27 protein-coding genes are annotated in these 24,209 nt (G+C 56.3%); 13 read left to right on the top strand and 14 right to left on the bottom strand.

Annotation, left to right across the window (positions count from 1 at the left end):
* Positions 1 to 123: 123 nt before the first annotated feature.
* The 5 genes from AC2FPW_RS14185 to fabD all read right to left on the bottom strand — a co-directional run bounded on the left by AC2FPW_RS14185 (position 124) and on the right by fabD (position 3,827).
* Complete coding sequence (locus tag AC2FPW_RS14185; RefSeq protein ID WP_267364574.1) at positions 124 to 867, bottom strand: 1-(5-phosphoribosyl)-5-[(5-phosphoribosylamino)methylideneamino]imidazole-4-carboxamide isomerase; 744 nt, start codon at positions 865 to 867, stop codon at positions 124 to 126.
* A gap of 122 nt (positions 868 to 989) precedes the next feature.
* Complete coding sequence (locus tag AC2FPW_RS14180) at positions 990 to 1,529, bottom strand: GNAT family N-acetyltransferase (RefSeq protein WP_267364575.1); 540 nt, start codon at positions 1,527 to 1,529, stop codon at positions 990 to 992.
* Positions 1,530 to 1,667: 138 nt separating this feature from the next.
* Positions 1,668 to 1,901 carry an acyl carrier protein gene (locus tag AC2FPW_RS14175; RefSeq protein ID WP_050602116.1) on the bottom strand — a complete coding sequence of 78 codons (234 nt, stop codon included), beginning with the start codon at positions 1,899 to 1,901 and terminating at the stop codon, positions 1,668 to 1,670.
* 207 nt (positions 1,902 to 2,108) lie between these two features.
* The gene (fabG, locus tag AC2FPW_RS14170) at positions 2,109 to 2,846 is read right to left on the bottom strand and encodes a 3-oxoacyl-[acyl-carrier-protein] reductase (RefSeq protein ID WP_480473386.1); all 738 of its coding nucleotides are present in this window, start codon (positions 2,844 to 2,846) and stop codon (positions 2,109 to 2,111) included.
* 42 nt (positions 2,847 to 2,888) lie between these two features.
* On the bottom strand, positions 2,889 to 3,827 hold the full coding sequence (fabD, locus tag AC2FPW_RS14165) for an ACP S-malonyltransferase (RefSeq protein ID WP_496814217.1): 939 nt from the start codon (positions 3,825 to 3,827) through the stop codon (positions 2,889 to 2,891).
* Between the two features lie 174 nt (positions 3,828 to 4,001).
* Between fabD and AC2FPW_RS14160 the strand changes: the two genes are divergently transcribed.
* Positions 4,002 to 5,225: a cytochrome b/b6 domain-containing protein gene (locus AC2FPW_RS14160; protein WP_496814215.1), complete on the top strand. Its 1,224-nt coding sequence runs from the start codon at positions 4,002 to 4,004 to the stop codon at positions 5,223 to 5,225.
* Positions 5,226 to 5,282: 57 nt separating this feature from the next.
* Here the strand turns inward: AC2FPW_RS14160 and AC2FPW_RS14155 are convergent, their stop codons facing one another.
* Together AC2FPW_RS14155 and AC2FPW_RS14150 are read right to left on the bottom strand one after the other, a co-directional pair.
* Positions 5,283 to 5,855, bottom strand: a complete 573-nt coding sequence (locus AC2FPW_RS14155) for a YceI family protein (RefSeq protein WP_267364582.1) — start codon at positions 5,853 to 5,855, stop codon at positions 5,283 to 5,285.
* 125 nt (positions 5,856 to 5,980) lie between these two features.
* Entirely contained in the window at positions 5,981 to 6,499 is a 519-nt protein-coding gene (locus AC2FPW_RS14150; protein WP_480612228.1) for a hypothetical protein, read from the bottom strand.
* A gap of 281 nt (positions 6,500 to 6,780) precedes the next feature.
* Between AC2FPW_RS14150 and rpsF the strand changes: the two genes are divergently transcribed.
* The 6 genes from rpsF to AC2FPW_RS14120 all read left to right on the top strand — a co-directional run bounded on the left by rpsF (position 6,781) and on the right by AC2FPW_RS14120 (position 10,574).
* The gene (rpsF, locus tag AC2FPW_RS14145; RefSeq protein WP_170610248.1) at positions 6,781 to 7,134 is read left to right on the top strand and encodes a 30S ribosomal protein S6; all 354 of its coding nucleotides are present in this window, start codon (positions 6,781 to 6,783) and stop codon (positions 7,132 to 7,134) included.
* 28 nt (positions 7,135 to 7,162) lie between these two features.
* On the top strand, positions 7,163 to 7,390 hold the full coding sequence (gene rpsR / locus AC2FPW_RS14140; protein ID WP_005608650.1) for a 30S ribosomal protein S18: 228 nt from the start codon (positions 7,163 to 7,165) through the stop codon (positions 7,388 to 7,390).
* Positions 7,391 to 7,402: 12 nt separating this feature from the next.
* The gene (gene rplI, locus AC2FPW_RS14135; protein WP_267364588.1) at positions 7,403 to 8,023 is read left to right on the top strand and encodes a 50S ribosomal protein L9; all 621 of its coding nucleotides are present in this window, start codon (positions 7,403 to 7,405) and stop codon (positions 8,021 to 8,023) included.
* 166 nt (positions 8,024 to 8,189) lie between these two features.
* Positions 8,190 to 8,675 carry a transglycosylase SLT domain-containing protein gene (locus AC2FPW_RS14130; RefSeq protein WP_496814214.1) on the top strand — a complete coding sequence of 162 codons (486 nt, stop codon included), beginning with the start codon at positions 8,190 to 8,192 and terminating at the stop codon, positions 8,673 to 8,675.
* A 235-nt stretch (positions 8,676 to 8,910) separates the two neighbouring features.
* On the top strand, positions 8,911 to 9,612 hold the full coding sequence (locus tag AC2FPW_RS14125; protein ID WP_496814212.1) for an autoinducer binding domain-containing protein: 702 nt from the start codon (positions 8,911 to 8,913) through the stop codon (positions 9,610 to 9,612).
* A gap of 107 nt (positions 9,613 to 9,719) precedes the next feature.
* Positions 9,720 to 10,574: an acyl-homoserine-lactone synthase gene (locus tag AC2FPW_RS14120; RefSeq protein WP_496814211.1), complete on the top strand. Its 855-nt coding sequence runs from the start codon at positions 9,720 to 9,722 to the stop codon at positions 10,572 to 10,574.
* 101 nt (positions 10,575 to 10,675) lie between these two features.
* Here the strand turns inward: AC2FPW_RS14120 and tig are convergent, their stop codons facing one another.
* From tig to AC2FPW_RS14105, 3 genes are all read right to left on the bottom strand, one after another.
* Positions 10,676 to 12,007 (bottom strand): trigger factor, encoded by a 1,332-nt coding sequence (gene tig / locus AC2FPW_RS14115; protein WP_480909754.1) that lies wholly within the window; start codon positions 12,005 to 12,007, stop codon positions 10,676 to 10,678.
* A 173-nt stretch (positions 12,008 to 12,180) separates the two neighbouring features.
* A complete protein-coding gene (locus tag AC2FPW_RS14110; RefSeq protein WP_496814209.1) occupies positions 12,181 to 13,305 on the bottom strand; it encodes a porin in 1,125 nt (374 codons plus the stop codon).
* A 309-nt stretch (positions 13,306 to 13,614) separates the two neighbouring features.
* Positions 13,615 to 15,258: an NAD(P)H-hydrate dehydratase gene (locus AC2FPW_RS14105; RefSeq protein ID WP_496814207.1), complete on the bottom strand. Its 1,644-nt coding sequence runs from the start codon at positions 15,256 to 15,258 to the stop codon at positions 13,615 to 13,617.
* 169 nt (positions 15,259 to 15,427) lie between these two features.
* On the opposite strand from AC2FPW_RS14105, the gene AC2FPW_RS14100 reads away from it, so the two are divergent.
* From AC2FPW_RS14100 to AC2FPW_RS14085, 4 genes are all read left to right on the top strand, one after another.
* The gene (locus AC2FPW_RS14100) at positions 15,428 to 15,766 is read left to right on the top strand and encodes a P-II family nitrogen regulator (RefSeq protein WP_209503542.1); all 339 of its coding nucleotides are present in this window, start codon (positions 15,428 to 15,430) and stop codon (positions 15,764 to 15,766) included.
* A gap of 33 nt (positions 15,767 to 15,799) precedes the next feature.
* Positions 15,800 to 17,206: a type I glutamate--ammonia ligase gene (gene glnA, locus AC2FPW_RS14095; protein ID WP_267366350.1), complete on the top strand. Its 1,407-nt coding sequence runs from the start codon at positions 15,800 to 15,802 to the stop codon at positions 17,204 to 17,206.
* Positions 17,207 to 17,486: 280 nt separating this feature from the next.
* Complete coding sequence (locus AC2FPW_RS14090; RefSeq protein WP_480545399.1) at positions 17,487 to 18,275, top strand: lytic murein transglycosylase; 789 nt, start codon at positions 17,487 to 17,489, stop codon at positions 18,273 to 18,275.
* Positions 18,276 to 18,475: 200 nt separating this feature from the next.
* Positions 18,476 to 19,378, top strand: a complete 903-nt coding sequence (locus AC2FPW_RS14085; RefSeq protein ID WP_496814205.1) for a hypothetical protein — start codon at positions 18,476 to 18,478, stop codon at positions 19,376 to 19,378.
* Positions 19,379 to 19,414: 36 nt separating this feature from the next.
* On the opposite strand, the gene AC2FPW_RS14080 is transcribed toward AC2FPW_RS14085, so the two are convergent.
* A complete protein-coding gene (locus AC2FPW_RS14080) occupies positions 19,415 to 20,158 on the bottom strand; it encodes a heme-dependent oxidative N-demethylase family protein (RefSeq protein ID WP_496814203.1) in 744 nt (247 codons plus the stop codon).
* Between the two features lie 122 nt (positions 20,159 to 20,280).
* On the opposite strand from AC2FPW_RS14080, the gene dddP reads away from it, so the two are divergent.
* Positions 20,281 to 21,624 carry a dimethylsulfonioproprionate lyase DddP gene (dddP, locus tag AC2FPW_RS14075; RefSeq protein WP_496814201.1) on the top strand — a complete coding sequence of 448 codons (1,344 nt, stop codon included), beginning with the start codon at positions 20,281 to 20,283 and terminating at the stop codon, positions 21,622 to 21,624.
* Positions 21,625 to 21,634: 10 nt separating this feature from the next.
* Here dddP and AC2FPW_RS14070 read toward each other — a convergent pair whose 3' ends face one another.
* Positions 21,635 to 21,829 (bottom strand): hypothetical protein, encoded by a 195-nt coding sequence (locus tag AC2FPW_RS14070; protein ID WP_480584891.1) that lies wholly within the window; start codon positions 21,827 to 21,829, stop codon positions 21,635 to 21,637.
* Positions 21,830 to 22,104: 275 nt separating this feature from the next.
* Between AC2FPW_RS14070 and AC2FPW_RS14065 the strand changes: the two genes are divergently transcribed.
* Positions 22,105 to 23,319 (top strand): bifunctional alpha/beta hydrolase/OsmC family protein, encoded by a 1,215-nt coding sequence (locus AC2FPW_RS14065; RefSeq protein WP_496814199.1) that lies wholly within the window; start codon positions 22,105 to 22,107, stop codon positions 23,317 to 23,319.
* 32 nt (positions 23,320 to 23,351) lie between these two features.
* On the opposite strand, the gene AC2FPW_RS14060 is transcribed toward AC2FPW_RS14065, so the two are convergent.
* Entirely contained in the window at positions 23,352 to 23,669 is a 318-nt protein-coding gene (locus AC2FPW_RS14060; RefSeq protein ID WP_480898126.1) for a hypothetical protein, read from the bottom strand.
* A gap of 11 nt (positions 23,670 to 23,680) precedes the next feature.
* Entirely contained in the window at positions 23,681 to 24,157 is a 477-nt protein-coding gene (locus tag AC2FPW_RS14055) for a hypothetical protein (RefSeq protein WP_496814197.1), read from the bottom strand.
* Positions 24,158 to 24,209 lie beyond the last annotated feature (52 nt).

Below are 24,209 nucleotides of genomic sequence, written 5' to 3'. Positions count from 1 at the left end.
GCGGGGGCAAGAGCAACGGTTCTTTCCGCCCCGGCGTTCTGCCGCCGAATGCCCAAGGAAACCGGAAATTCGGCGCTTGTCAAAACCGCCCTTTCGCGCGTTCAGCCGAAAGGGCGGAGTTGCTTACTGAAACTGTGCGACCGGCTCGTGGGCCGATTTGGCAGTTTCAAGTGCTTTGGCCAAGTCCAGTGTCTTGCGAAACAGCGCACGCCCGACAATCGCGCCCGAGATATTGGGGATGTATGCCAGCCGCGAGATATCGTCTGCTGTGCGCACGACGCCGCTGGCAATCACCGGGGTACGCGAATGGTTTGCCAGTCGCGAGATCAGACCAAGCTGTGCCTCGACATCTTCCATGTCACTGTCGATATCCGTCACCACGATGGCGGCAAACGGCGCATCGCCGAACGCATCAATAAAGGCTTCGGGCGTGAATGCACTTTGGCTGCGCCAGCCGTCAGTCATAACAAGGCCTTGCCAGACATCAACCGACAGCACGATCTGATCCGGGTAAAGCTTGGCCAGTTCCTTGACCAGGTTCGGTTCGCGCGCGGCCAGCGTGCCAACCACAACGCGGCCCGCGCCCTTGTCGATCCAGCGCTCAATCTGTTCGCGCGTGCGCATGCCACCCGCCAGCTGCACCGGAATCTCGGCCTTGCGAATGATATCTCCGACCAGCTGCGCGTTGGTATCCTTGCCCTCGATCGCGTCGAAATCCGTCAGGTGCATCCATTCGGCACCCGCCTCTGCCCAGCTCCGTGCGGTTTCTACCGGATTCACGTGCCAGATCATCGCTTCTTCCAGACGACCCTTGTCCAGCGAGACACACCGGCCGTTCTGCAGTTCCATCGTGGGGTAAATCCTCATGAGCTCGGTCCTCCGCTCAATCGTTTTGAAATCCCCGGCACCATACAACTGGAATGCCCGCCCGAAATCTCCGGGATCGGCACAGTTTGGCCATTTTGCGGCATACTGATTAAGTGGCGAACTTACGCGCGGGCTGGCGGTCCGTTGCGTCGTAACAAGTGTACCGGGGTTTCATTATACACCCCTTCCCGCATCAAAACATAGCCAAGCTTTTTGGCGAGTTTCTGCGAGGATGTATTTGAAGCGTTTATCATCGCGACCAACGGTCCGGGAATCACCCGGTCAAACCAGTCATGCGCAGCCTTGGCGGCCTCGTATCCCAATCCCTGCCCCTGTGCTTCGGGGACCAGAACCCACCCTGCCTCGGGGAAGCCGTCGAAATCGTCGCCCATGCATCGGTTGCTATAGAAGAATCCGGCTTGCCCGATCAGCTTGCGATTCGATTGCTGCATTACGCCCCACTGACCAAAACCAGCCATCTGCCAATGCCCCGCATTACGCAAGAACGAGTCCCACGCTTCGCCACGCGATCGGGGAGAACCGCCGATATGCCGCACGACGCAAGGGTTACGCCAGATTTCCGCGAACCGGTCAAAGTCCTCTGGGCGCATAGCGCACAGCGTCAAACGCGCGGTATTTATCATCGGAGTGGATCTTATCATACCCTGTCCACTTTGAGTTTTGCCTCAGTGGAAACAGTGCGCAGGCCACAATAGCCACGCAAGCCCGAAATTCGGGCAGGCATAAAAAAACGGCGCCCCCGTTGCCCGGAAGCGCCGATTTTAATCAGAAAGAAACGCTTAGGACGCTTCGCTGATGAACTTGACGGCGTCGCCAAAGGTCTGGATGGTCTCGGCTGCGTCATCGGGGATCTCGATGCCGAACTCTTCTTCGAAGGCCATGACCAGCTCAACAGTGTCCAGGCTGTCTGCGCCCAGATCGTCGATGAAGGACGCGTTTTCCACGACTTTATCTTCTTCAACACCCAGGTGCTCAACAACGATCTTCTTAACGCGATCTGCGACGTCGCTCATGTCAATTCCTCATTCCTTTACAGGGCGGTCCGCCCGATTCTGCCCTTGCCCGCACGGGTTGGCTTTGGTTTGCCCGTTTTGGGCGGTTTCGGTCCCGGCGAACCGGGAAATAGAAGGCCGACCTGAACGACCGGCCCCGCATAGATGCGCCGCCTATAGCATAGTCGACGCAAGAGGCAAACGCTTTCGCACTCGCCCCTGTCGCGCTCACAACATGGCCATACCACCGTTCACATGCAAGGTGCTTCCGGTAACATAGCCCGCTTCGGGGCTGGAAAGATACAGAACGGCAGCTGCAATTTCCTCGGGATCGCCCATGCGACCGGCCGGAACCTTGAGCAACAGACCCTTTTTCTGTTCCTCGGTCAGTTTCTCGGTCATGGCCGTCGTGATAAATCCAGGTGCCACGGAATTCACAGTAATTCCGCGTGTCGCAACTTCGTGGGCCAAAGCCTTGGAAAACCCGATCATACCGGCCTTGGACGCGGCATAGTTCGCCTGCCCCGGATTGCCGATTGCGGCCACCACGGACGAGATATTGACGATACGGCCCCAGCGCGCCTTCATCATGCCCCGGATCACCCCTTTGCACAGTTTCATGGTCGAGGTCATGTTCACGTCAATGACGCTTTGCCATTCTTCATCAGACATGCGCATGAACAGATTGTCGCGCGTGATTCCGGCGTTGTTTACAAGAATGTCTACCGATCCCATCGCCTCGGCCGCTTGCTTTGGCAACGCTTCAACGGCTTCCGGATCACTTAAGTTGCAAGGCAGAACATGTGCGCGTTCGCCCAGTTCGTCGGCCAGAGCCTGCAGCGGTTCAACGCGTGTACCGGACAATCCAACCGTTGCACCGGCGCCATGCAACGCACGTGCAATGTCGCCTCCGATACCGCCCGAAGCACCGGTGATCAGCGCATTCTTACCTGTTAAATCAAACATTCGGTTTCCCTCTTGTTGCGTCGGCTACAACGCAAATTCTGCTTACGATTCGGCCTGAATGGCCTTTTGAACATCTTCCGGTGTGCCCACAGCCTTACCCGCGATTTCGCGATCGATCTTGCGGATCATACCGGACAGCGCTTTGCCAGCGCCGATTTCCCATGTTTCGGTCACGCCTTGTGCCGCCATATATTGCACGCTTTCCCGCCAGCGAACCGAACCCGTCACCTGCTCGACCAGCAATTGACGGATCAGATCCGGATCGCTGACAGCCTCGGCGCGCACATTAGCCACCAAAGGTATGACAGGGGCCTTAATTTCGACGGCAGCAAGCGCTTCTGCCATTACATCTGCAGCAGGTTTCATCAGCGCGCAGTGAAATGGAGCACTTACAGGCAACATAACAGCACGTTTTGCGCCTTTTTCCTTGGCGATCTCGGCTGCGCGCTCGACAGCCGCTTTTGAACCCGACACGACGACCTGCGTGGGATCGTTGTCATTTGCGGCCTGACAGACCTCGCCCTGTGCGGCTTCTTCCGCCACAGCGCGCACGGCCTCCAGATCCAGCCCCAAAATGGCGGCCATGGCCCCCTCGCCCACGGGTACGGCGCTTTGCATGGCCTGACCACGGGTGCGCAACAGACGCGCTGTATCTGCAACAGACAAGGTACCCGCCGCGGCCAGGGCCGAGTATTCACCCAGCGAATGCCCCGCCACAAAAGCCGCCTTGCTGACTGATACGCCTTCGGCTTCCAAAGCGCGCATGGCTGCCATCGATGTTGCCATCAACGCGGGTTGGGCATTCTGGGTCAGTGTAAGGTCAGCAATATCGCCGTCCCAGATCAGGCTGCTCAACTTCTCGCCCAACGCGTCGTCCACCTCATCGAAGATGGCCTGAGCTGCCGGGTAGGCCTCAGCCAAAGCTTTGCCCATACCTATGGTCTGGGCGCCTTGCCCCGGGAAAACGAACGCGAGTGTCATTGCAACCTCATGGATGGTGTCAGGTTGCGGCGGGGTGTAAACTGACTGACCGTCTGGCACAAGTATTGCCTGCTTTCTACATTCTGGCACCTTTTGTGTGCACCCGCGCTCACTTGTGTCTGTTTCATCCGGCTTTACCTTGGGCACACCCTAGAATCCCGGAGCGCCCGACATATGCAATCGACCAATTCCTTTTCAAGCTACGGCAGCATCGCAAAGACGTTTCATTGGCTGACCGCGTTGCTGATCTTCACAGCTTTGCCCCTCGGCTGGGTCGCAGACAATCTGGCGCATGCGGTATTACACTCGGCGACTGCCCCTACCGAGGTGGAAATTGCCCGCGCCGCGCGCGTGTTCTCGTTGCACAAGACCGTCGGGGTCACCGTGTTCTTCGTGGCATTGGCCCGCATTCTCTGGGCGCTCACCCAAACCAAGCCCGGCCTTCTGAATGCTGACAACAAGCCCGAAGCCTTCGCCGCTGAAACCGTCCACTGGCTGCTTTACGGTTCGCTGGTCCTTGTACCGCTGACTGGTTGGATTCACCACGCCGCGACCGAAGGCTTTGCCCCAATCCTTTTGCCCTTCGGCCAAAACCTGCCTTTTGTACCGAAATCCACCGCCGTGGCCGAGGTTACAGGGGTTCTGCACTGGCTATTCATGTGGGTTCTGGTTGTTTCCCTTGTCCTGCATGTCGCAGGTGCGCTGAAACATCACGTCATCGACAAGGACAGCACATTGCGCCGGATGTTACCGGGCCTGTCTGATGTGCCGGAACCACCACATCAAACCCATTCACTGATTCCAGCCGTCGCGGCACTGGCGGTCTGGGGCGTCGTCGTCACCGGTGGCTGGGCAACTGGAAAGCTTGCCCAAAACGTTGAAGAAACCCCGGATGTCCAACTGGCCGAGGTTCAATCTGAATGGCAGGTTCAGAACGGCACGCTGTCGATTACCATTTCGCAACTGAACAGCCCCGTTACGGGTACGTTTTCCGACTGGACGGCAGCAATTGCCTTTGACGAGCCCACAGACCCGGGATTGGCGGGATCTGTAGATGTCACGATAGCCATTGGCTCGCTTAGTCTTGGAACCGTAACCGATCAGGCCATGGGGCCGGATTTCTTCGATAACGCCCGGTTCCCAACTGCCCAGTTCAAAGCCGACCTTTATAAAACAGAAAATGGGTACGAGGCGCGCGGCCCGCTTACAATTCGCGACAAGTCGATCGACGTCGTTTTGCCCTTCTCGCTGGATCTTCAGGGCGACACAGCCACAATGGCGGGCACGACCGAGCTTAACCGGCTGGCGTTTGATGTAGGCACATCGCAGCCTACCGAAGACTCGCTGGGCTTTACCGTCGCAGTATCCGTAGAACTCACTGCGGCACGCGGTCAGTAAGGCAAAAAAAACGCCGGTGATTTGATCACCGGCGTTTTTCTGTTCGTGATTCCGCGACTACTCGGCTTTTTGTGCCTCGACCGAAATCTGGATCTGCACTTCGTCGCTGACAAACGGTGCAAACTGACCCAGGTCGAATTCGCTACGGACCAGCGTTGTTGTGGCATTGAAACCCGCCCAGGGCTGATTTGCCATCGGGTGAGTGTCGGCCTTGTTGAGCTTTGCGTCCAGAACAACCGATTTGGTCACACCGTTCATCGTCAGATCGCCGGTGATGTTCGCGGTGTTGTCACCGGTCACTTCGATTCCTGTAGATGTAAAGGTGATCAAATCTCCTTCGGCCGCGCCAAAGAAATCCTCGGTCATGAAGTGATCTTCACGGGGCTTCCAGCCGGTAAACATCTCCAACACGGGCATCGAAACGTTCACGCTCGAAGCGGCGGGGTTTTCCTGGTCAAACATGATCTCGCCTTCAAAGCCGGAAAACATGCCAGTCGTGGTTGAAAACCCAAGGTGGTCATAGCTGAAAATGACTTGGCTGTGGCTGGGATCCAACACGTATTTCTCGGCGCTGGCGAATGCCGTTGTCGCTGATACGGCCAATGCAGCAGCAAGAAGGGTGGATTTCATATCAATCTCCGCGGTTTTGTGAATGCAGTCCGTCAGGACTGCTTGAATGCAAAATGTGCCACCCAAGGGCAGCACACAACCTTTTTTGATTCACAACTTCTGTTCTTTTTTGAACAGAATAAAACTCAGCCGAAAATTGTTACGCTTTTGCTAAGCTGACCTTTCAGCGCCCGGCTGACATCCGCCGATTCAAGTGGCAGCTTCATCAAAAGACTTCCGTCCACGTCAAACAGATGAACTTCATTCTCTTCGAAACGTGCCCCACCCAGCGAGTCATAGCTGCGGCGCAGGACAGTCTGAGGGCGTCCGTCTTCGTTTTTCTGCAACACCCGAACTTCGCGGCGGATCGGGTCGAAATAGGCGTCAGGGCGCGGGTCAAGAACCTCGATTGTCAGCAGGGCGACACCAACGACCAGAAACAGCATGGATGCCGCCATCTTGATCGGCCAAACATCTGCGCCGACCACCGATCCGGGCATCAACCACATTGAGAACGCAGAAACGATCAAAAACGCCCCGACCATCCGCGCCAGGATCAGGCGGGCCTTCCAGTTAGGTGCAAACGTGATCATTACCGGCACTGAATTCTCAAATCGCGAGCCGGCAACGTTTTCCTGATATGCGTTTGTGTTAGTAGCGGTCATAACACGTCACCCTTTTAAGGTTACTTTCGAAATTCTGTTGATCCGGTTGATGTCCGGTATGCAAAACAACTTTGAGCCGAAAAGCGTCAGCAATTGGGCGGCCCAAAGGAATTTGGGCGGCGTCTCAGAGGCATATGTGGCAGGGCTTGCCCTTGTGGCTCAGACGTGTATATGGGGCCATCCTTCGCAGTCGTATGAATCGCGCAGCCTCTCGTGGCAGGGTCGCGAAGGAACGTTTGGCCCCGCCTATGAAATGCGCCTTGATATAAACAGGAGTGCACATGCCACTGTATGAGCATGTAATGATCGCGCGTCAGGATCTGTCCAACGCGCAGGCGGAAAGCCTCGTCGAACATTTCGGCACCGTTCTGGCTGACAACGGCGGCAAGCTGGTTGATAGCGAGTACTGGGGCGTCAAGACGATGGCCTACAAGATCAACAAAAACCGCAAGGGCCATTATGCCTTTCTGAAAACCGATGCCCCCTCGGGCGCGGTGCAGGAAATGGAGCGCCTGATGCGCCTGCATGAAGACGTCATGCGCGTTCTGACCATCAAGGTCGACGGCCACGAAGATGGTCCGTCGGTTCAGATGCAGAAGCGTGACGAACGTGGCGATCGCCGCGAGCGCCGTTGATCAACGCCTGAGAAAAGGACACTAAACCATGGCCGCAAAACCATTTTTCCGCCGCCGCAAGGTCTGCCCGTTCTCGGGTGAGAATGCGCCGAAAATCGACTACAAAGACACCCGTCTGCTGCAGCGCTACATCTCTGAGCGTGGCAAGATTGTGCCTTCGCGCATCACCGCCGTTTCGGCGAAAAAGCAGCGTGAACTGGCCCGTGCTATCAAGCGCGCCCGCTTCCTCGCCCTGCTGCCCTACGCTGTAAAGTAAGGAGAGACTGACATGCAAGTTATCCTGCTGGAACGCGTTGCGAAACTGGGTCAGATGGGCGACGTCGTTGACGTCAAGCCCGGCTACGCCCGCAACTTCCTGCTGCCCCAAGGCAAAGCCCTGAGCGCGTCCGACGCCAACATCGCGTCGTTCGAAGCCCAGAAAGCGCAGCTTGAGGCCCGCAACCTGGAAACCAAGAAAGAAGCTGAAGCACTGGCTGAAAAGCTGGACGGTCAGCAGTTCATCGTGATTCGCTCGGCATCGGATGCCGGCGCTCTGTACGGTTCGGTCACCCCGCGTGACGCCGCTGACGCCGCAACCGAAGCAGGTTTCACCGTCGACAAGAAACAGATTGTCCTGATCGCCCCGATCAAGGAACTGGGTCTGCACACTGTCGCAGTGAAACTGCACCCCGAGGTTGAAGTCGAAATCAAAATGAACGTGGCCCGTTCGGCAGAAGAAGCCGAACTGCAGGCTTCGGGCAAATCGATTCAGGAACTGGCTGCTGAAGAAGAAGCCGCTGCTGAATTCGAAATCGCCGAACTGTTCGACGACATCGGCTCGGCCGCTTCGGATGATGATGACATGGTTGCCGACGCGGCACCGGTTGCGGAAGACGAAGCCAAAGCCTGATCCGGCTGCTTGTGAGCATCCTAAAGGCCGCGCCAAAGCGCGGCCTTTTCTTTTTTCCCTTTGTGTTCACGTGTCGTACCGGCAAGTTTCAGCCCATTTCCCCGTGTACGCTTGAAGGCTCATTGTCGTTCCGTATCATTGCCGCCGAAATCCAGAGGACCGAAAAATGCTTGTTTATCTGCGCCAAAGTTTCCTGGCACTGTTTCTATTTGTGTCGTTGGTTGCCTGCGGGGCAGACCAGGTCTCCAAGGCGGGTACGCCACATTTTGACCCGCCGCTCCACCCGAATGAAACGCCCGAGCTGAGAGCTTCGATCAACAGATGGGCGGACCATTACGAGATTCCGCGGGAACTGGTTCACAAGCTGGCCATTCGCGAAAGCACACACCGACCATGGGCCGTCAACCGGCCCTATTACGGCCTTCTACAGATCCTGCCAGCCACGGCGCGCTCGATGGGATACACCGGCAAAGCCGAAGGTTTGCTGGACGCCGACACCAACCTTGAGTTTGCCGGGAAGTACTTGCACGGGGCGTGGATGCTTTCAGATGGGGACCAACGCAGGGCAATTTTTCTGTACGCCAAAGGTTTTTATCCCGAAGCTAAAGCCCGAGGAATGCTGGTCGAAACCGGGTTGAGACCTGCACCCTGACGGTCATTCGCGTCAGAAATCGACCAAAATCAGCACTTGAGAGTGAATAGTGACAAAAATGCTCTATTGGTTGTCGCAATATCCTGTATTGCACAGACAATTAAGACCTCTCCTTGTCATGTTTAGAAAAGTATGGTGTTCTGACTTGGTGAGGTAAACGGGTTCCACTCTGTGTAATACGCATGCTCGACGACACCATCGGGCGGCAAGATGGGCCACAGCTGGTAGGCGCCACATGGAAATTGTCGATCTGAGCACTCTGCCGGATTCTGAAGTTCGATATACCGAATTTCTAAGGCAAATCTGTGAGAAGCATGACATGGATCATGCTGCCTACGCTGGCATGAATCCGGCGGCAGGAACTGTGGCTGGCTTTGTCACCTATGACGACGCCTGGACTGAGCACTACCAGAAACAGGGTCTGATCATGATCGATCCGACCATCCACATGGCCCGCCGCAGTATCGCGCCGGTGGATTGGAGCCGTCTCGAAAGAAGCCCAGATTTTCAACGCGTTTTCCGGTATGCTCACGATTTTGGCTTGCCCAGTCAGGGTGTTACGATCCCGGTACGTGGCCCCTACGGTGATATTGGCCTGCTGAGCGCAACCCGAAATTGCAGCAAGGAAGAGTGGCGTAAGCTTTACACGAACTTTATCGGCGATTTGCAGGCCATGGCCGTGCACATCCACGACAACGTCGTGTCCTCGGATCAGCTGACCGGCGCACTATATCATCCGACATTGTCCTCTCGCGAAGCGGAAATCCTGCAATGGGTCGCTGCAGGTAAGTCGCAGCAGGATATCGGCGATATTTTGTCGATTTCGCACCGAACCGTAGAAGTACACTTGCGTTCGAGCCGGGAAAAGCTTAGTGCGCTGACCACCCCTCAGGCCGTAGGGCGGGCGATAGCGATCGGGCTTATTACCCCGGGATAAACAAAAAAATCCCCAAATTCCGCCAAAATACGGGAATCCCCCAATAGAAAAATCCTTCGAGAGCGGTAACGTCAATATTACCGAACAACCACTCGAAGGGGGAAGAAATGATCATCGTGGTAGATGGCCTGAACAGACATATGTTCAGCGAAGTTCTTGACGAAATGTTCGAGTTGAGAGCACGTGTTTTTGGCGGACGTCTTGGATGGGACGTAAAGATCGAAGACGGCAAGGAAATTGATGAATTCGATCATCTGGACCCGGCATATGTAATCGGACTCGACGACGGGGGGAATGTCGTCGCAGCCGTGCGTGCCCTTCAGACCACAGGACCTCATATGTTGTCGGATGTGTTTTCGGCAATCCTTTGCGGGGAAGCACCACTTCGCAGCGCAACCATGTGGGAATCGACACGCTTCTGTGTGGACACGCAGCGTCTTACACGCGGCAAGGAAAAGAATTCTGTCTCTTATGCCACCTGCGAGCTGATGATCGGCTCTCTGGAATATGCCAAGAACGCAGGCATTCAGGATATCATCACCGTAATCGATCCGGTTATGGACCGGGTCCTGAAACGGTCGAATTGCGCGCCATATGACTATGTCGGCGAAACGGTTCCCATGGGGAAAGTTTCGGCACTGGCCGCGCTGTTGGATTGTACCGATGAACGCATCTCGGGCCTGCGTGAGTTTGCAGGCATCCATGAGAACGTCTTTATGGATGACGAAGAGGCACTGGCACTGTTTGCAGCCAAGAAGGCAGAAACCCAGAGCCCGGCCAATCAGGATCACAAGCCACTGACTGATCTTGAGAAGTATTTTGTGGAACAGATGAGCGCCGCAAGAAACGAAGCTGAACGCCAAGACGTTCTGAAGCTGATCGAAGCGCTCTCGGATACGTTCACACCAGAGCAGAAGATCGCTCTGCTAGATACCCCCCGTGCTTTTGCTCATGAGGCCTGACCCCCTCACCTCATAGACACAAAAGCCACCCATGCGGAGCCGTCTGATCTCAGGCGGCTCCGTTTTTTTGCCCTCTCTGAAAAAAGAGGGAAGGAAGAGGATTATTCCTCTTCCAGTGCCTCAATGGCTTTTTGCAGGTCGTCTTTGCTGACTTCCTTGTCGCTGACCTGCGCCAGCTCGAACACATAGTCGACAACCTTGTCTTCGAAGATCGGCGCGCGCAGTTGCTGCTGCATCTGAGCGTTCTGCTGCACGAACTCGAAGAACTGGCGTTCCTGACCCGGGTACTGACGCGCCTGGTTCATGATCGCTTGGGTCATCTCGGCGTCGGTGACTTCCACCTCTGCCTTCTGGCCCAGCTCGGCCAGCAGCAGACCCAGACGCACGCGGCGTTCGGCCAGCTTGTTGTGCTCATCGGTGGGTTCGATCTCATCGTGGTCATGACCGGTTACTTCAGGGTTTTCCTCGTGCCACAGCTGATGTGCAATCTGCTTGGCTTCGGCTTCGACCAGCGACGGCGGCAGGTCGAACGACACTTTTTCGTCCAGCACGTCCAGCAGGGCCCGCTTCATGACAGCGCGCGACGCGCCCGCATATTCTGCTTCCAGGCGTTCCGAAATCTGAGTTTTCAGAGCGGCCAGATCCTCGGCGCCGAACTTCATCGCCAGATCATCGTTGATCTCGGCTGCAACCGGCTCTTTCACTTCTTTGATCGTGCAGGTAAAGACCGCGTCTTTTCCGGCCAGGTGTTCGGCACCATATTCTTCCGGGAAGGTCACGTTGACGTCTTTTTCTTCCTCGGCCTTCACGCCGACCAGCTGGTCTTCAAAACCGGGGATGAAGCTGTTCGAGCCCAGAACCAGCGGGTAATCTTCGGCCGATCCACCTTCGAATTCTTCACCATCAACCTTGCCGACAAAATCGAACACGATCTGGTCGCCTTCCTTGGCTTTCGAACCCTTGCGGCGGGCTTTGAAGTCCTGAGCGGTTTCAGCCAGGTTGTTCAGCGCTTCCTCGACGGCGGCGTCATCCGCCTTGACGATCAGCTTGTCCAGCGCGACCGATTTCAGATCAACCTCAGGGATCGCGGGCAGCGCTTCGTAGGACATCGCGACCTCGATATCGTCGCCTTCTTTCCAGTCCTCGTTGGTCATCTTGACTTCGGGCTGCAGCGCGGGGCGGTCGCCGCTGTCTTCAAAATGCTTGTTCATCGCACCGTCGATGGATTCCTGCATCGCCTCACCCAGCAGGCGCTGGCCAAACTGCTTTTTCAGCAGCGCCATCGGCACCTTGCCTTTGCGGAAGCCTTTCATTTCGATTTCCGGCTGTGCTTCGGTCAGCTTTTCATTGACCTTGTCGTCCAGTTCGGCTGCGGTCACAACGATGTTGTAGCCGCGTTTCAGACCTTCGTTCAGCGTCTCGGTAACCTGCATTTTGGTAGTCCCCATAGGATTCGGGGCGCGCAAAACGGGCGCGCCGGGCAAATTTGACGCCTTCTATTTGCCCTGCCGCCAACGTGCAAGGGGCAAAGGCTGAATCAACCTGGTTTTGGCAAAAAAGAACGCCCCGAAAACCGGGGCGTTCGTGTTGGCTCGCTGGAAGGCAATTAAAACTTCCAGCGCGCGCCCAGTACCCAGGCTTCGTTGTTTTCGAACGACGTTCCGTCATCGAAATCGTGGTTGCGATACTTCAGGTAAACATCGGTATTGATCGCTTCGACCTTCTGCACGACAGCGATACCCCATGCCTTGGTGTCGGAACCGTTGGTTTCGAAATCCGCGCCGTCATAATAGTCGATGCCGACACCTGTCTTACCCCAGGATACCCAGTTCCCCTCGTACGAGACCTTGCCGTACCAGTAATTCGGGTCCGTCTGGCCAGCTCGGTCATCGTCACGCGTGCCGCCGGCAATCGTGAACCCCAGACCGCTGGGCAACAGCACCGAGGCCGAACCGAGTGTATCCTTGCGATCCCCTGAATTGTCATCCCGCTCCCGCACCGAATACGCGACAGCTGCCGCAAACTCTACACCGCCTGCAAAGGTGTTTTCATAGAACACGCCGACATCGTAGTAGTCATCATCGTCACTGCTGGACAGAATGTTCTGACCATATGCAAAAGCGGCCGAGAATCCGTTAACCGTTGGAGTGTCATACCGGACGCGCCCACGACGTGAGCCATCAAAGTTGCTGGAACTGTCACCAACCGTAATACCACTCAGCACACCGTTTGTGCCGCGATAGAAAAAGCCAGAGTTCTCATCGTTTGTGAACGAGTACAGCGCGGTGCCGACATAGGACAGGTCCACTTCTGCAGCACCATCTGCCGCCATGCTGCCCTGACCTGCCGAGAACTTGCCGTAGCTGCCCTTCAAGGCAAAATCCACAAACCGGATATCGTCGCGGGTCCAGCCGCTAAAGCTTGTACCGTTCTGGTTCCATTCAGTCGAGTTCGGCAAGCCCAACGCCGATTCCAAGCGGAAGGTAAACTCGTTCTGGCCAAATGACTGCATCAGACGCAGGCCGACCCGGCTGTTCGACAGATCGTTGTCGAGGACCCGGGTCTCGGTATCTTGGCCGTCATCAACCGAAATCAAGGCCGGGTTTAACTGCCCGTAAAGCAGCACATAGCCGCCGCTGTTATTTTCGTATTTCAGCTCTGCGGCTGCCGGAACAGCGACCGTGGCAGTCAGAAAGGCGGCAACCGATATCTTTTTGATATTTGGGGTCATTTCACTCACCATAGTTGGTTCGGGGTTCAGATACTGCCCATTTGTTTACTGAATCCGAGCATTCCAGTGGTCTGCGCCTTGTCTTACGCAAGAATTGTATTTTAGCAACAGAACATACTAATAATATTGACATTTTACATTATTTTTCATTAACTTACAAGATAAGGCTCCATCTCGTACTGGCAGCTTGCAAACGATTAGTGATGCCTGCCTATGCACCTGGCAAATATGCGGTATGCATCTGCGCACATCTTGACAGCGAAAACATGCCATTCTGACAGAGCCTGAGCTGCTTTCTGCCCAAAACAACTAGATATTCAGCTGTTTGAAAACATCGGGCAACTGCTCAGGCAGATCCTCGGCGATCAATCCCGGCCCGAAACGACGCGCGCATTCCACGTGCAGCCACGCTGCTGTCTCAGCCGCCGCCATCGCATCGAATCCCCGCGCCAATAGCCCGGCGATGTAACCGGCCAACACATCGCCTGACCCGGCGGTTGCAAGCCAAGGGGCCGCGCGACCATAGCATGCGGCATTGATCGAACATCGCCCGTCCGGCGCCGCTATGACAGTATCCGGCCCTTTGAACAACACGATGCATCCCGCGCGCGCCGCCGCCTCTCGCGTTGCGTCCACCTTGGAATAGGCGGGGCCTCTGACCGGCGTTTCGCTCAGCTTTTCAGCCAGATCGGGGAACAGCCGCGCAAACTCACCGCCATGCGGGGTCAGAACGCAGTGGTCATGCAACATTTCAAACAAGTTCCCGGGATCGCCCGCAAATGCCGTCAGCGCATCCGCATCCAGAACCGTCGCACGTTTCGCAATCAGGGCGACTGGCACCAGGTCCCGGGCTCGCTCCAACCCCAAACCGGGGCCCAGACAAAGGGCGTTCATCCGCACGTCCTGCAGTACGTCTGACAGCATTTGAGAACCATCAACGCACTGTAGCATGAGGGCGGTGATCCGGCTCGCAACCTCTGCCAAAGCCAAGGATGGCACCCCCAGCGTCACCAACCCTGCCCCAATCCGCAACGCCCCCCGCGCGGCCAGTCCCGCCGCACCGGTCTTGCCGGGCCCACCGGAAAGGATCAGGGCATGCCCATGGGTGTATTTGTGCTCATTCATACTCTTACCAAGGCAAACCCCAGGCAGATTATCCACAGCCTTCGAAATCTCGTCGCCCTCCGCATCCTGCCTCAACCCGATATCTTTCGTGACAACATGTCCGCAAAAATATGGTCCCTCACTCAGCACGTGGCCAAGCTTTCTCGAATGAAACGAAACCGTAAGTGCTGATCGTGCACAGCGACGCCCATGCTGAGGGAAAAGTTCTCCCACGACTTTGCCTGAGTCTGCGCAAAGACCTGAAGGAACGTCTATCGCGACCGTGCGTGGAGGAACTATGTGCGTACCCGCATCCTGACGCCGCAACTCCCATGCCGTCTCAGCGTCATCATATGCCCAGAGAATTTCCCATAGCCTCACATCTTCAATCGATCGTGTTAGACCGGTCCCAAACAATGCGTCGATGAGAATATCCGGATACAAGATTCTGCCCCGTGCGATCTCAGATACATCCTTTGCCGAACCACCCCATCGCTCATAATTCACCCGGGCATCCGGCGGCAACTTTTCGGGATCGCCATACAGGAATACCTCAACCTTCCAACCCAGTTCCCGCAAAAGCCGCGCCACGACAAACCCGTCACCGCCGTTGTTTCCGGGGCCGCACAATACGACTGCACGCAGCGGATTCTCTTCATCTTTTTCCAAATACTCCGGGGAGCGCGAGGGGCTGGCCCCTCGCCTGTCCAGATCCGGCCATTCCTCGAAGATCGCCTCGACAACACCTTGCCCTGCCCGCTCCATCAGCTCCAAACCCGTAACCTCACCGGACCTGATGGCCGCGTGCTCGATGGCTTTCATCTGCGCTGCTGTCAGCAATTCCGTCATATCACACCTTCGCACGATTCAATTTCGATTACTTTTTGTGCAAACCGCCTAAAATTTAGCACAGAGCCTGATTTCAACGGATACCGACCCGACCGATACCGCAATCACGTTGCTGCCCGATCTTAGACGTGATCACTGCGCCTGAGACAACCATTCAAGGTGAGCCGGAATGAAAAAGATCGAAGCGATCATCAAGCCGTTCAAACTGGACGAAGTGAAAGAGGCGTTGCAGGACGTAGGTGTTCAGGGTCTCAGCGTCGTCGAAGTCAAAGGTTTCGGCCGTCAGAAAGGCCATACCGAGCTGTATCGTGGCGCGGAATATGTTGTCGACTTTTTGCCCAAGGTGAAGGTCGAGGTCGTATTGGACGATGACCAGGTTGATGCCGCCATCGAAGCCATCGTGTCGGCTGCCAAGACCGACAAGATCGGCGACGGAAAGATCTTTGTCTCTCCGGTTGAACAAGCCATTCGCATCCGTACCGGCGAGACCGGCTCGGACGCGCTCTAATATACCAATCTTCAAGTCAGAGGAATCAAGAGAATGAGCAAGGACGCAGTTCTTCAGCTGATCAAGGAAGAGGGCGCCGAATATGTCGACGTCCGTTTCACCGACCCCCGCGGCAAGCTGCAGCACGTGACCCTGATGGCCGATCAGGTCGATGAAGACTTCCTGGACGAAGGCTTCATGTTTGATGGTTCGTCGATCGCAGGATGGAAGTCGATCGAAGCTTCGGACATGAAGCTGATGATCGATACCGAAAGTGCATATGTTGATCCGTTCTACGCAGAGAAAACCATTTGCGTGCACTGCTCGGTTGTCGAACCCGATACAGGCGAAGCCTATGAGCGTGACCCGCGCGGCACAGCGCAGAAAGCCGAAGCATACCTGAAGGCATCAGGAATCGGTGACGTCGCATATATGGGTCCCGAAGCCGAGTTTTTCCTGTTTGACGATGTCCGTTATTCGAACACAATCAACAAGGTATCCTACGAAGTTGATGCAACTGACGCATCATGGAACACCGACACCGAATACGAAATGGGCAATACGGGCCACCGTCCGGGCGTCAAGGGTGGATACTTCCCGGTGAACCCGATCGACGAAGCGCAGGACCTGCGGTCGGAAATGCTGTCGACCATGAAGCGTCTGGGCATGAAGGTCGACAAGCACCACCACGAAGTTGCGTCTTGCCAGCACGAGCTGGGCCTGATCTTCGACAGCCTGACCAAGCAGGCGGATGAGCTGCAAAAGTACAAATATGTCATCCACAACGTGGCTCATGCGTACGGCAAATCGGCAACCTTCATGCCGAAGCCTATCGCAGGTGACAACGGCACCGGCATGCACGTGAACATGTCAATCTGGAAAGACGGCAAGCCACTGTTCGCGGGCGACAAATACGCTGATCTTTCGGACGAAGCGCTGTACTTCATCGGCGGTATCCTGAAGCACGCCAAGACCCTGAACGCCTTCACCAACCCGGCTACCAACAGCTACAAGCGTTTGATCCCCGGTTTCGAAGCCCCCGTTCTGCGCGCCTACTCGGCCCGTAACCGTTCGGGTTGTGTTCGTATTCCATGGACTGAAAGCCCCAAAGCCAAGCGCGTCGAGGCTCGTTTCCCCGATCCGGCTGCAAACCCCTACCTGGCGTTTGCCGCTCTGTTGATGGCCGGCCTTGACGGCATCAAAAACAAGATCGATCCGGGCGAAGCCATGGACAAGAACCTGTACGATCTGCCTGCCGAGGAACTGGCCGGTATCCCGACTGTCTGCGGCAGCTTGCGTGAAGCGCTGGAAGCGCTGGCATCGGATCACGACTTCCTGCTGCAAGGTGACGTGTTCACCAAGGACCAGATCGACGGCTACATCGCCCTGAAGATGGAAGAGGTCGAAACCTACGAGCACACACCACACCCGGTTGAATACGGCATGTATTACAGCTGCTAAGCAACCACGGCATGGATTTGCAGGGGCGCTCAAACGGGCGCCCCTGTTTCATTTGCGCCGGTCTGCCGCTGTTCAGTCTTTTCGGGTGCCACGGCGCAGAATACACACTTTTTACCTTCGCCCTTGCTATGTGTCCGATGCTGAAACCCTTCAACGGCGCTCCGCAGATCAATCAAGAGGCGTTTGCAGGAGCGGTTGGAGCCACTCCAACGAACTGCTTTGCCCAATTCAAAGCTCAAGGTAGGCTGGCCACAGATTTCAACACCATCGGATTATCTGCATGTTTCGTCTTTACGTATTAATCGCCCTGCTTGTGTCTTCGCCCCTTCTGGCCGCGCCTTGTGGGAATACCAGCGCGGGGTTCGAGGCCTGGAAGGCCGATTTCGCCCAGCAGGCCCGCAAGGCTGGTGTGAAAAAGAAGGGCCTTCAGGCGCTTGCCCAGGCGCAATATGCCACGGGCACAATTGCGGCGGATCGCAATCAGAAAAGCTTCAAATACACACTGGACAAATTCATGCGTGTCAGAGGTGCTGATGCAATCGTCGCGCAGGGGCGCAAACGCAAGGCGGCAAATCCCGATTTCTATGCTGCTCTTGAACGGCAATACGGTGTTCCGGCGGGCGTTCTGATCGCCATTCACGGCATGGAAACCGGCTTTGGCAATTTTATGGGAGACAGTCAGGTTGTTTCCGCAATCACGACACTGGCCTATGATTGTCGCCGGTCCGAGTTCTTTGTTCCGCACGCAATCGGGGCACTGAAACTGGTCGATGCAGGAAGCATTACCGTGGCGACAAAAGGGGCAAAACATGGCGAGTTGGGTCACACTCAGTTCCTGCCGGGCAACGCTCTGACCTATGGCGTCGATGCCACCGGCGACCGTCGGGTGGACTTCTATGACATGACCGACGCGCTTGCCTCGACCGCCAATTTTCTTCGCAAGAAAGGGTGGAAGCCAGGGCGTGGCTATCAGCCAGGGGAGCGGAATTTTCAAGTGCTGCAACAGTGGAACGCGGCCTCTGTTTATCAGCAATCCATAGCAATCATGGCCGCCCGAATCGACCAATAGCCCGGTCGCACCAAAAACACACTCCGCACCCGCTTTCGCCACATTTCCGCCACAGTGACAAACAAAAGCCTTTAGTTTCTTGGTTTCCAATGCGTAACCAATGCCGGGGTAAGATCACCTTTTTTGCATTTTCCGCCAAATTCTCCTCACGAATGGTTGTTACAGTGTTTGCTGAACAGTACGCAAAAAAGGACAGTGCAGTGGCTCGGAAGCACAGCTACCATGGCGGCCTGCAATTCAATGGCGACGCAAATGGCGCGATCGAGCGTTTTGGCACAATCGTTGCCACGACGCTGGAAGATTACGGCCATCTGGTCGAACGCAAGGCGTTGCTGAGCAATTCCGAAGCAAGCATTGTTTCAAGTCAGTACCTTGTGCGACTGACCTTGGATACAGGCACCCCCGAGCAGGAAGACCGGTACGAGCGTATGGATCGCGCCGCGGGGCTAAAAACGATAACAAAACCCCGCGCCGCAAATCCGCAGAACAGGTTGGTTCTTTCGATCACGCCGGTTTCCCCCCTGCTGGATGACTCCGAGATTTCGGAACTGATGATGGTCGTCATTCTGTATCGCATGGTCGATATTTGTTCGACCCGGCGCGTTGAATGGCTGTCGCCACACACGGTTCTGACGGTCGAGCAGTTCATGAGCGCCTTTGACACTCTGGCCCCCAGCCGAACACGCGACAGAAAACAAATTTTTCAGTCGCTGACCGGGCAATTCTCGGGGGTGAATGTGCCCGAGAACGATGACGCCATAAGTGTTCTTCATGCTTCGACGTCCCGCCCGATCCAGCTGACAGATGAACAATTGCTCAGCATCGCGTTTCGCAGTGAAGATACAAACAGGCCAGGTCAGGAAACGTTCGATGACGAAGATGGTGTCGTAAAGCCAAGTGACGTTCTGCGTCTCAGCAGTTGGTGCATGACGGGTGTACTGGCTGGCGTTTCGACCCCGATTGCCCTGTCAATGGCTGCCGTCAATCTGATCCGGGGTGAAGATTTTCGCCTCAACACACAGGTGCTTGTCTTTACCTTCGCGATAGTTGCCCTGAACGCAACGAACGCGTTTGCCGATGTTGCGGCCGCCTTGGGCCAATAAGAGAATTACAGAAGACCCTCCTTGGATGCCCCGCCTTCAGGTGGGGTTTTCCATTTTGGGAACCGCGTTCGCGGCCAGAATATAAGTGTGGATTGAAAAGACGACCGCATCCGTTTTCGGCAAGCGCAGCAGGGTTTGCCGCTCGCTTCGCAAGTAGGACGTTTTACGTCGATCTGTGTCGCCCCGCCTGTCACTGGCGCTTCGGGGCTGAAACAGTTCGGGGTCTTCATACCAAAGCGCGTTAAAGCGCCAGAGCGGACGACCGGGCTGTATCCCGTCGAACAGGCGCTGCACCCGCTTGGCGATATTTTCGTCGTAACTTGCGACAGGCACATGGATGTCGATCAGTGGTCGCATGAATTTTTCGGACAAAAGCCAGCTGGCCGGGAAACACAGGATTGCGCCGGTCAAAACATGTTCAGTTCCGCGCTTTTGCAGGATGCAAAAATCCTCCTGAACCAGCTTACACAATGTATCAAGCGGCTGCGCCCGGTCGACTGCGACACTTACTCCGTCGGGTCTGACGACCTGCTCACCCGCATTGGGATAGACCTGCGACAGCACAAGGTCGAGCAGCTCCCGAGCGGCGGGTTCAGCCTGCGGATCAAGCGCCAGAACGTCTTCGCGGCGTTCCGTCAGCAGCTTCTGCCGGCGTTGCATCTGACCGGCAAAAGCCTCGTCCCGATGCAACCAGTTTTCCATCGTTGCAGGCTGGATACCCGGTAATGCACGTGGGTCGCCGACATCATACGGTATTTTTTCTTGCAGAATTTCATTCATACCAGCGACTTAGCATGGGTCGAGATATTTGTCGGTCGAAAACGACAGGATCGCCGTCGCATTTTTCCAAGACGATCCATATGGGCACCTTAGGTTTGACTGAACAAGCTACGAGGTCCGTCATGAACAAGCATTACCGAGACACGCGCAAGATTGACCCCAGCCGAGGCGCTACGCTGGGTGATGGCACGCCAAACGAAAATGACCGGATCGAGATCGGACCGACACAGCTGGCTTTTGACGAATGGGCTGCGACAGGTCTGGAACTGCCCAATCTTGCCCGGATGCGGGAACACCGCTGGAAACGACTGACGCAGGCCATCGTTGATCGCGGATATGGTGGCTTGCTGGTTTTTGACCCGCTGAACATCCGCTATGCGACCGACAGCACGAACATGCAGTTGTGGAACACGCATAACCCGTTTCGCGCGGTGCTGTTATGTGCCGATGGCTATATGGTGATCTGGGACTACAAGAACTCGCCTTTCCTCAGCACGTTCAATCCGCTGGTGCGCGAACAGCGTTCAGGGGCGGACCTGTTTTACTTCGACCGTGGCGACAAGGTGGATATTGCGGCAGATGTTTTCTCGAACGAGGTGCGCGTACTGATCGATGCGCATGGCGGCGGCAACAAACGTTTGGCTGTCGACAAGATCATGCTGCACGGTCTGCGCGCGCTTGAGGCGCAGGGCTTTGAGGTCATGGAAGGTGAAGAGCTGACCGAAAAAACCCGTGCCGTGAAGGGATCGGATGAGATTCTGGCCATGCGCTGTGCCAATCACGCCTGCGAAACCGCTGTGGCGGAGATGGAGCGCTTTGCACGCGCGAATGTCGGCAATGGAAAGACAACCGAGGATGATATCTGGGCTGTTCTGCACGCGGAAAACATCCGGCGCGGTGGCGAATGGATTGAAACCCGCCTGCTGGCATCAGGCCAACGCACGAATCCCTGGTTCCAGGAATGCGGCCCCCGCATCACGCAGCAAAACGAAATCATCGCCTTCGACACCGACCTGATCGGGTCATACGGGATATGCATCGATATCTCGCGCACATGGTGGATTGGTGACCAAAAACCCCGCCCTGACATGATCTATGCCATGCAGCACGCGCATGAACATATCATGACCAACATGCAGATGCTGAAGCCCGGTGTAATGATCCCGGAACTTACCGCCATGTCGCACAGGCTTGATGACAAGTTTCAGGCGCAGAAATACGGCTGCCTGATGCACGGAGTGGGATTGTGTGATGAATGGCCGCTGGTTGCGTATCCGGACAAAGCCGTCGAAGGCGCATATGACTATCCGCTTGAGCCCGGCATGGTGCTGTGCGTCGAAGCCTGCGTCGGTGAAGTCGGTGGCGATTTCAGCATCAAGCTTGAGGATCAGGTTCTCATTACCGAAACCGGGTATGAGAACCTGTCCAGATATCCCTTTGACCCCCAGTTGATGGGGATCGAATAAGGCCGGGCCTTCAATTCGACCAATGGGACCGGCGGACATTTCCATGCCAATCTTCCGTGGCAGGGCTGATCTGAACCTGTGAACCACCTTGGGGCGCGGGCCAGGATTGGCCAATCGCGAACCCGGCAACGCCGGCCAAAACTATAGCCAGGATCATACGTGAACGCAGGTCGGGTATCCGGGGTGCAATATCTGCATGTGACATCTGTGTCTCCTGTTTCAGCTTTCAGGAACCACAAATGGGATGTGGAGAGACATAAGTGAAACGAATGTTTGTTTGGATCACCATCAAAATTCTTGATAATAAAAGGAGGTAAGAGCTCTGCCGCCATGCGGCCCAAAGGCGGCAGGGATCTTGCGCAGTCTGTGAAACACCCATTCGTTCTCACCTTCCCGTTACGCGTGTGACTTAAGGGTTGTGACCCAAAGGGCAAATACACAGTATTGGGCGTGTTCCCCCGTACCATTCAAGGAGCCGACATGCCCACGGAACGCATCACTTTTGCCGGACATGACGGCAGCCAATTGGCGGCGCGACTGGATTTGCCGGACGGACCGGTGCTGGCAACGGCCCTGTTCGCCCACTGCTTTACCTGCTCCAAGGATATCCCGGCCGCCCGGCGCATTTCTGCCCGACTGGCTGCCATGGGCATTGCGGTGCTGCGGTTCGATTTCACCGGACTGGGCCATTCCGAAGGCGAGTTTGCCAATACGACCTTCACTTCGAATGTCGAGGATCTGATTTCAGCCGCGCAATATCTGGCTGGTCGAAAAATGGCGCCTGCCCTGCTGATCGGCCACTCGCTTGGGGGCGCGGCGGTGTTGCGGGCGCGGGCAGGTATTCCCACTGTAAAAGCCGTCGTGACATTGGGTGCACCGTCGGACCCCGCCCATGTGTCGCATCACTTTGAGGCCGCGTTGCCTCAGATCGAAGAGGATGGCAGTGCTGAGGTCTCTCTGGGTGGTCGCCCCTTCCGCATCGGCAAAGCTTTTGTGGACGACATTGCCAAATCGGCCCTGTCATCTGCAATCGCCGACCTCAAAGCTGCCCTGTTGATCCTTCATGCCCCACGCGACGAAACGGTCAGCATCGACAATGCGAGTGCGATCTTTCTGGCCGCGAAACACCCCAAAAGCTTTGTAACTCTCGACGACGCCGATCATCTGATCACGCGCGCCTCTGACGCCGAATATGCAGCGGATGTTATTGCCGCTTGGGTTTCACGCTATGTGAAACTGTGCCCACCCGCTCCGCCACCGGGTGCGCCAGAGGGCGTTGTGCGCATAACCGAAGCAGATCCGGGCGGGTTCATGCAGGATATTCAGGCCGGTCCAAACCACCATCTGGTCGCGGATGAGCCCGCATCTTATGGCGGTACGGACAAGGGCATGTCGCCTTATGGCTTTGTCTCGGCCGGTTTGGGGGCCTGCACATCGATGACAATACGCATGTACGCCCGGCGCAAAGGCTGGCCCCTGACAAATGTCAGCGTCGATGTGTGTCATGACAAGGTTCACGCACAGGATGCCGGATTGGTGAATGATGGCAAGGTGGACCAGTTTCGCCGGAAAATCCGCCTGAGCGGCCCGTTGAATCAGGAGCAAAGGCAACGTTTGCTTGAGATTGCGGACAAGTGCCCGGTTCACCGGACGCTCGAAGGCTCGGCCCACATTACGACCGAGCTTCTTTCATAAGAAAGGCCGCCTGACAGGCGGCCTTTTGTTCCTTAGCGTCGCGGGCCCGGTCGATGAATGGGCGGGCGGGCAACCGGCGGACGCGCGACAGGTGGGCGCGGGCGCGCGGGAGGTTTGGCAACAGGCGGTTTCGGACGCTCGGGGCGCACTGGTCGATCAGGTCGGTTGGGACGATCAACGTCAATATCCACATTAACATCATGGTAGTAGTCGTTCCACAGCATCGAGTCGTAAAACGGGTCATACCCGTACCCGACCCCAACCGTCACACCGTCGCAGGCCGACAGCGTCAAAGTCGCGATCCCAAACCCCAGCGTAAGGGACATCCGTTTGATCAGTCTAATGCTCATCGCCCCCTCCCTCACTGAAGTGCCCGGAACGACGCGAATACGGCGTTCAGATCACCTGCATAACTCGGGTCTGCCCCGTCCCGCAGAATAGCAACTGCGATGGCAACCCGGCCTTGCGGAAGGTCAATGACGGTGGCGGTAAAGCTTACTCCCTTGCCGTCCCGGTGCCCGGTGCCCCGAAACACGCGGGCTGGCAATCCGCCGATACGGGTATCGCTGGTGCTGGTCGTCGTAGGGTCTTTGACCAGAAACTTGTCGATATCCTGCAAGTACCGGACGCCGCCCTGAATTGTTCCAACACCCGCAGGTGATACGAAACCCATCCACACCGCGTCGTCTGTCACCGGCCGGAACCCCATAACCCGCGCGACCGCACGGGCATCGCCCAGTTCGGTATCCTCAATCTCGCGCGGGCCGCCGGTACGAAGGACCCAGAAGTCTGGTACGTCAAACCGAAAGAGCGATTGGCCTTCATCGGTGTATATCACGGGTGTGTCAGCCAGTGCTGGTGCAGCTGCGCCGACCCAAAACGCACCACAG

The sequence above is a fragment of the Ruegeria sp. SATB027 genome, from assembly GCF_059613825.1.
Note: the sequence above shows the minus strand (reverse complement) of the source record. Positions and strands in the feature narration are given on the sequence as shown.